At 65.4% G+C, this 6,679-nt stretch carries 6 protein-coding genes, 1 pseudogene and 1 riboswitch (1 of these 8 cut by a window edge); of the genes and pseudogenes, 5 read left to right on the forward strand and 2 right to left on the reverse strand.

All coding sequences use genetic code 11. The annotated features are described in order from the left end of the window. A riboswitch (SAM riboswitch) is annotated at positions 1 to 16 on the reverse strand; it reaches 72 nt to the left of the window's first position. A 174-nt stretch (positions 17 to 190) separates the two neighbouring features. The 5 genes from AKL29_RS22390 to AKL29_RS22410 all read left to right on the forward strand — a co-directional run bounded on the left by AKL29_RS22390 (position 191) and on the right by AKL29_RS22410 (position 5,285). Continuing rightward, positions 191 to 1,039 (forward strand): chorismate mutase, encoded by an 849-nt coding sequence (locus AKL29_RS22390; RefSeq protein WP_050385655.1) that lies wholly within the window; start codon positions 191 to 193, stop codon positions 1,037 to 1,039. Between the two features lie 99 nt (positions 1,040 to 1,138). Next, on the forward strand, positions 1,139 to 2,236 hold the full coding sequence (gene hisC, locus AKL29_RS22395) for a histidinol-phosphate transaminase (protein ID WP_050385681.1): 1,098 nt from the start codon (positions 1,139 to 1,141) through the stop codon (positions 2,234 to 2,236). A gap of 4 nt (positions 2,237 to 2,240) precedes the next feature. Then, positions 2,241 to 3,173 carry a prephenate/arogenate dehydrogenase family protein gene (locus tag AKL29_RS22400; protein ID WP_050385656.1) on the forward strand — a complete coding sequence of 311 codons (933 nt, stop codon included), beginning with the start codon at positions 2,241 to 2,243 and terminating at the stop codon, positions 3,171 to 3,173. A 579-nt stretch (positions 3,174 to 3,752) separates the two neighbouring features. Next, positions 3,753 to 4,187 (forward strand): VOC family protein, encoded by a 435-nt coding sequence (locus tag AKL29_RS22405; RefSeq protein WP_050385682.1) that lies wholly within the window; start codon positions 3,753 to 3,755, stop codon positions 4,185 to 4,187. Positions 4,188 to 4,433: 246 nt separating this feature from the next. Then, positions 4,434 to 5,285 carry an SH3 domain-containing protein gene (locus AKL29_RS22410; RefSeq protein WP_152977718.1) on the forward strand — a complete coding sequence of 284 codons (852 nt, stop codon included), beginning with the start codon at positions 4,434 to 4,436 and terminating at the stop codon, positions 5,283 to 5,285. A gap of 35 nt (positions 5,286 to 5,320) precedes the next feature. Here AKL29_RS22410 and AKL29_RS22415 read toward each other — a convergent pair whose 3' ends face one another. Together AKL29_RS22415 and AKL29_RS45375 are read right to left on the reverse strand one after the other, a co-directional pair. After that, positions 5,321 to 6,310 carry a Bug family tripartite tricarboxylate transporter substrate binding protein gene (locus AKL29_RS22415; RefSeq protein WP_050385658.1) on the reverse strand — a complete coding sequence of 330 codons (990 nt, stop codon included), beginning with the start codon at positions 6,308 to 6,310 and terminating at the stop codon, positions 5,321 to 5,323. A gap of 96 nt (positions 6,311 to 6,406) precedes the next feature. After that, positions 6,407 to 6,679: pseudogene (locus AKL29_RS45375) on the reverse strand (CorA family divalent cation transporter); the annotation flags it as partial.

Below are 6,679 nucleotides of genomic sequence, written 5' to 3' on the forward strand. Positions count from 1 at the left end.
GACCACGGGACGCAGGGAACGTAGTCCCCACGCCCCCCGCCGTCAAGACAGCCCTTTCCACGGCCGATTGGTTAACCGAATGCGCAAGGCACGCCTGCGACGTTTCTCTTTGCTTTCGCTGCCCGTCTTTCCTAATCAGGGACCCTGTCCGACGCGGCAACGGGCCGCCCCGACGACAAGGTTTGAGAGCATGTCCAACCGACCCCCGTCGCCGCCCTCGCTGCAGGATCTGCGCAAGGAGATCGATGCGATCGACGAGCAGGTTCACCGCCTGTTGATGGCGCGCGGCGACATCATCGACCGCCTGATCCAGGTCAAGAAGACCCAGGAAGTCGGCTCGGCATTCCGCCCGGCGCGCGAGGCCAGCATGATGCGCGAGCTGGTGCGGCGTCATCGCGGCATCCTGCCGCTCGACACCATCGAGAGCATCTGGCGCGTCATTATCTCGACCTTCACTTACGTGCAGGCACCGTTCGCCGTGCATGCCGATGTTTCCGTCGGCGAGTCGGCCATGCGCGACTCCGCGCGGTTTCACTTCGGCTTCGTGGTGCCCTACGTGTCGCATTTCAGCGCGCAGGCCGCGGTCGAGGCGGTGGCGAAGTCGAAGGGCGACCTCGCGCTGGTCTCCGCGATCGCGAGCCGCACGCCGTGGTGGAATGCGCTCGAGGCCGATGGCGCGCCCAAGATCATCGCACGGCTGCCGTTCCTCGAGCGCGCCGACCATCCCGCCGCGCTGCCGGTGTTCGTGATCTCGCGGGTCGCCGACGACGCAATGGTCACCGAAGTGCAGACCTGGAGCGTGCGCGTCTCCGGCTGGAACGCCGATGTCGCCCGGGCGCTGGCGCCGCTCGCCGAGATCGTCGCGGTCCCCGACACCGCCTTCGACGGCGCGGCGCTCCTGGTCTCGGTCACCGGACACGATTTCGAGGCCATCAAGCTCGCCCTGATCAAGGCCGGTGCCTCGGTCCGCTCGTCGGCCCTCGTCGGCAGCCACGCAACGCGCTATACGGTGCCCTCTAACGGATCGGCCAGGACCTGAGGTAAGAGCCAGCCGTCTGTCCAGGCTTTTGTTTTGACGCGTTTTCTTCACGCGAACCGGTATCCACTTCGCTCGAAAACGCTCTGTTCGGAGTTGATGATGTCCCGCCCCGTGCCGAACCCCGGCATCCTCGATATTGCGCCCTACACGCCCGGCAAGAGCCCGGTGCCGGAACCGGGCCGCAAGGTGTTCAAGCTGTCTGCCAACGAGACGCCGTTCGGTCCGTCTCCGAAGGCGATCGCGGCCTACAAGGCGGCGGCTGACCATCTCGAGGACTATCCGGAGGGGACCTCGCGCGTGCTGCGCGAGGCGATCGGCCGCGCCTACGGCCTCGATCCCGACCGCATCATCTGCGGCGCCGGCTCCGACGAGATCCTCAATCTCTTGGCGCACACCTATCTCGCGCCCGGTGACGAGGCGATCTCCACCACCCACGGATTCCTGGTCTACCCGATCGCCACCATGGCGAACGGCGCCAAGAATGTGATCGCGGCCGAGACCAACTTCACCGCCGATGTCGACGCCATCCTCAAGGTGGTGACGCCGAAGACCAAGCTGGTGTGGCTCGCCAACCCGAACAATCCGACCGGCACCTATATCCCGTTCGACGAGGTCAAGCGGCTGCGCGCCGCGCTGCCCTCGCACGTGCTGCTGGTGCTCGATGCCGCCTATGCCGACTATGTCTCGCGCAACGACTACGAGCTCGGCATCGAGCTGGTCGCGACCACCGACAACACGGTGGTGACGCACACCTTCTCGAAGATCCACGGCCTTGCCGCGCTGCGGATCGGCTGGATGTTCGGCCCGGCGCATATCGTCGATGCCTGCAACCGCATCCGCGGTCCGTTCAACGTCACGACGCCGGCGATGCTGGCGGCGGTGGCGGCGATCGAGGACTCCGCGCATGTGCAGATGTCGCGGACCCACACCGAACAATGGCGCAACTGGCTGACCGAGGAGATCGGCAAGCTCGGGCTGAAGGTGACGCCGAGCGTCGCCAATTTCGTGCTCATTCACTTCCCGACCGACAAGGGCAAGACCGCGGCGGAAGCCGACACCTATCTCACGCGGCGCGGCCTCGTGCTGCGCGCACTCAACAATTACAAGCTGCCGCATGCGCTGCGCATGACCATTGGCACCGAGGAGGCCAACCGCCTCGTGGTCGAGGGGCTGCGCGACTTCCTGGCCGGAAAGTGACATCGTGACCACGGCTCCGCTCTTCAAACACATCGCGCTGATCGGCTTCGGTCTGATCGGCGGCTCGATCGCGCGCGGCGCGCGCGCGCAGGGGCTGGTCGGCGAGATCGTGACCACCGCGCGCTCGGAGAAGACGCGTGCGCGCGTCGCCGAGCTCGGCATCGTCGACCATGTCGTCGAGACCAACATCGAGGCGGTGAAGGATGCCGACCTCGTCATCCTCTGCATCCCGGTCGGCGCCTGCGGCCCGGTCGCCGCCGAGATCGCGCCGCATATGAAGCCCGGCGCCATCATCTCCGACGTCGGCTCGGTGAAGGGCGCCGTCGTCAAGGACATGGCGCCGCATCTGCCTGACGGCGTCCACTTCGTCCCCGCGCATCCGGTGGCCGGGACCGAGCATTCGGGGCCGGATTCCGGCTTCGCCGAACTGTTTATCAACCGCTGGTGCATCCTCACCCCGCCCGAAGGCACCGATCCCGCGGCGACCGACCGATTGCGCACGTTCTGGGCCGCGCTCGGCGCCAAGGTCGAGATCATGACGCCCGATCATCATGACCTCGTGCTCGCGATCACGAGCCATCTGCCGCATCTGATCGCCTACACCATCGTCGGCACCGCCGACGAACTGGCGCAGGTGACGGAATCCGAGGTCATCAAATTCTCCGCCGGCGGCTTCCGCGACTTCACCCGCATCGCGGCCTCGGACCCGACGATGTGGCGCGACGTATTCCTCGCCAACAAGGACGCCGTGCTCGAGATGCTCGGCACCTTCAACGAGGATCTGTCGAAGCTGACCCGCGCGATCCGGCGCGGCGACGGCGAAGCGCTGTTCGACCACTTCACCCGCACCCGCGCCATCCGCCGCGGCATCGTCGAGACCGGCCAGGACTCCGCCGCACCCGACTTCGGCCGGCCGCATGCGAATTTGGAGAAGTAGCGATCAAGCACGCGGCATTCTCCACTTCGTCGTCCTGGCGAAAGCCAGGACCCATAACCACCGCAATTGATTGGGAACGGGATCATGGCCTCAGCGTCGCGCAACAATTGAGATTCGGGGTAATGGGTCCTGGCTTTCGCCAGGACGACGATGAGGATGGGTCTCGATTCAAGATGACAAACATCACCCGCGAAAGCGAAAGCGGGTGATCCAGTAGAGTAGCCCGGGGTCCTGTCCATTCGTCGTCCCGGCGCAGGCCGGGACGACGCAGAGTGTGTTGCGCTGCTTGTGGCCATAATTTCGCGTTCTCGCGACGTGATTTGTCCGAGCTTTGCATCTCGTTTCGCCTCTCTTGATCAGAGGGCGCAGAGCGCAGCGAAACCCATCATCGGCGTCCGCGGGTGTAATCGATGGGGTTTCGCTTCGCTCTACCCATCCTACAATCTGTACTCATGCTACAATTGGAGTTGCCCGTCCGGTTGCTTTGCCGCAGGGCCGACCCGCCTACCGGCAGATCGAACGAGCTGGTAGCCTCGCAGGAGGCAAGCCGGCGCGGCGCCGATGACAGGGAGCGATCAGATGATACTCAGTCCGGATCATGTGACTATCGCAGTGGCAGATGCTGGCCCAGCGATCGCCTTCTTCGCACTGCTCGGCTTCAGGAAGACTCACGTCGCGACCATCGACGGCGGCATTCCCGCCCGGTACATGGGCATGCCGGCCATGAGAGCGCAGCACATCACCCTCGCACTCGAGGGAGCGGATTTCGAAATCCAGCTGCTTCAGTTCGACCCGCCCCCGGGGACCGATCCGGGGGTACACCCGACCAATCTGCGAAAGCTGGGCTTCAATCACCTCGCCTTCCGCGTCGACGACATCGAGGCGGCCACCGCGCACCTGGTGGCCAATGGTGTGACCATGCTGAGCGAGGAGATGGACTACATCAGCCGGAAGCTCCGGCTGTTCGAGGGCCCGGAGGGCATCACCTTCGAGTTGGTGGAGCGGGACGCCTGAGACTACGCTGGCCAGGGCCGTTTGCATGGCCCCAAGCGGCGCGGAATGATGTCGGCCTTTGACTCGTGCGGACCCGGCCTCCGGCTAGCCCGGGCCGGTATCCCGCCCCATTATCAGGGGACCTCGGGCGCGCTATCATCCGGCCATTCTTTGGACAAGACTGAAGGGAGTGCTGGAGGCTGGTCGCCCCTGACGGATAGCCGAGTCGGCACTCTTGGGTGACATTGGACGGAAAGGGACACGTTAATGAACTCCACACCCACTCCGAACCCAGTTGGATCGAACGATAGCCTGAGCGCGCGCGCCGACGAAAGACTCGCGGAAGCCCAAAAGCAGATTGCGCGCGCCGATGAAGAACTCACGCGCTTGAGTGAACAGCTCGCAAGAATGGAGCGCGATGCCGCGTCCCACCCTCCGGCGCAGCCAAACCCGCCCTCGGTCGGACCCAACCCTGCTTCTTCCGGGCCGAGTCCTGCTTCTTCCATACCTGGCTCGCAATCGCCGCCGGGAAGACCGATATTCCGAGCCCTCACCGGCTTGTCGGTGGCAGCATGTATCGTTGTCGCGGCCCTGGCTTTGCAATCGTCATATGGCGGGGAAGCCAAGCTGCTTGTCGCCCGTTGGGCGCCGCAGCTCGTTTCAACTCCAGCATTGCCGCCGGATGATCCGCAGCCTCCGGCGCAGCCGGCTCCACCTGCCGTTCAGGTCGCCGCGGCGGACGCCGCTCCGCCCCAAGCGACGCCGTTGCCTCAGACCGCACCACCGCAGGACGCCGTGCCGACAGCCAACACAGCCCTTCCCGATCAGACGCAGCTGCTGCAGACGATCGCACGCGACCTCGCGAATGTTGAGCGAAACATCGAGCAACTAAAGGCGAACCAGCAACAGATGGCCCGCGAGAGCTCCAAAGCCATTGAGGAACTCAAGGCGAGCCAGGAAGAAATGAAACGGGCGCTCGCGAAGGCTTCCGAGCAGAAGGCGTCACCGCCTCCGGCGCAGCCGGCCCCGGCCGCCCGCAAGCCCGAGCGGACGTCTATCCCGCCATACGCAAGAGCGCGGCCTCGTATCCCGAGCGAGTGGTTCTACGACGAATGGTGACCGTCGATCCAGCCATCCTTCCGTTCCGGATCGCTTCAAGCCGGCGGCAGGCCGAGTGACTGCGCGGCCTCCATCCAGACCGGCAATTCGCGCTGATACAGCGCATTGCTGTCCTTGAAGCCGATCGCGGACTCCAGCACGAAGGTCGCGAGCACCTCCTTGACCTTCGGATCGCTATTGGCGGCGACGCAAATCTCCGACAGCCGATCGACGATCGGCTGCGGCGTCGCCTTCGGCAGCGCCCAGCCCGAGAAGCCGCTCACGGTGAAGAACTTCGACGTCGCGCCCTGCTCGGGCAGCGTCCTGATCTCGGGGATAGCGTCGACCTTCTTCGAATGCACCCCGAAGACGACGCCGCGACCGCTTTGCAGGACGGTTTGTGCAGCCGTGTAGCTGCCCATCGCGACATCGAGCGTGCCTTCCGCGAGCCCGGTCCACATCGGTGCCTCGCCGCGATAATGGATCGGCTCGATGGTGAGGCCATACTGCTTGTTGAGCTCGTTGATCGTCATGTGCGGCGCGGAGCCCGCGCTGTAGGTGCCGAAATTCACCTTGCCGCTGCTGCGCGCATAGGCGACGAATTCCGCCAGTGTCTTGACGCCCAATTTCGGGCTCGCGACCAGCAGCAGCCCGGCGCCCGGGATCACGCTGACCAGCGTCAGATCCTTGTCCATGTCGTAGCCGGGGTTCTTCATCATCGCGCGGTTCATCACGTAGGTGGTCGAGATCGAGCACAGGATGGTGTGACCGTCAGGCGCGGCGCGCGCCACCTCGGCGGCGCCGATCGAGCCCGAGGCGCCCGCCTTGTTCTCGATGACGACGGTTTGCCCGACTTGCCTTGCGATGAATTCGCCGAAGGCCCGCGCCAAAAGATCGGTCTGCCCGCCGGCGGGGTAGGTGCAGATCATGCGGATTTGCCGCGAGGGCCACGCAGCTTGCGCCGAGGCTCCGCGTGACAGGAAGGGCATCGCGGCGGCCGCGGCTCCGGCAGCGATGACGTGACGGCGGCTGAATTTCGCTGGCATGAGGTCCCTCCCCGATTTTTTGGTGAGGGTATCGCATCGGCCAGTCGCAGCTACGGGACAGATTGGCGCAGCGGGGCCGCAGGTCTACGACCGTGCTCACCGTCGCAGCCGCTGATCCCGGATCGGCCCCGCCGAGATCGCCGCGGTCTTCTGCGCCGGCCGCTGACGGCCGACGAGACCAGCGGTTGCCAGCATGATGCCGCCGCCGAACCACCAGGTGCCGATCACGAATTCCCAGGCGCGCGGCGGAATCTCGTCGAACACGATGCCATAGACCGACACCAGCGCAGCCAGCGCGGCGAGGAAGATGCCGCCTGCGCTCGTCAGCTCGGCGGCATCGATGCGCCCCGTGCCGCGCATCACCGGCTT

The sequence above is a fragment of the Bradyrhizobium pachyrhizi genome, assembly GCF_001189245.1.
Taxonomy (GTDB): Bacteria; Pseudomonadota; Alphaproteobacteria; order Rhizobiales; family Xanthobacteraceae; genus Bradyrhizobium; species Bradyrhizobium pachyrhizi.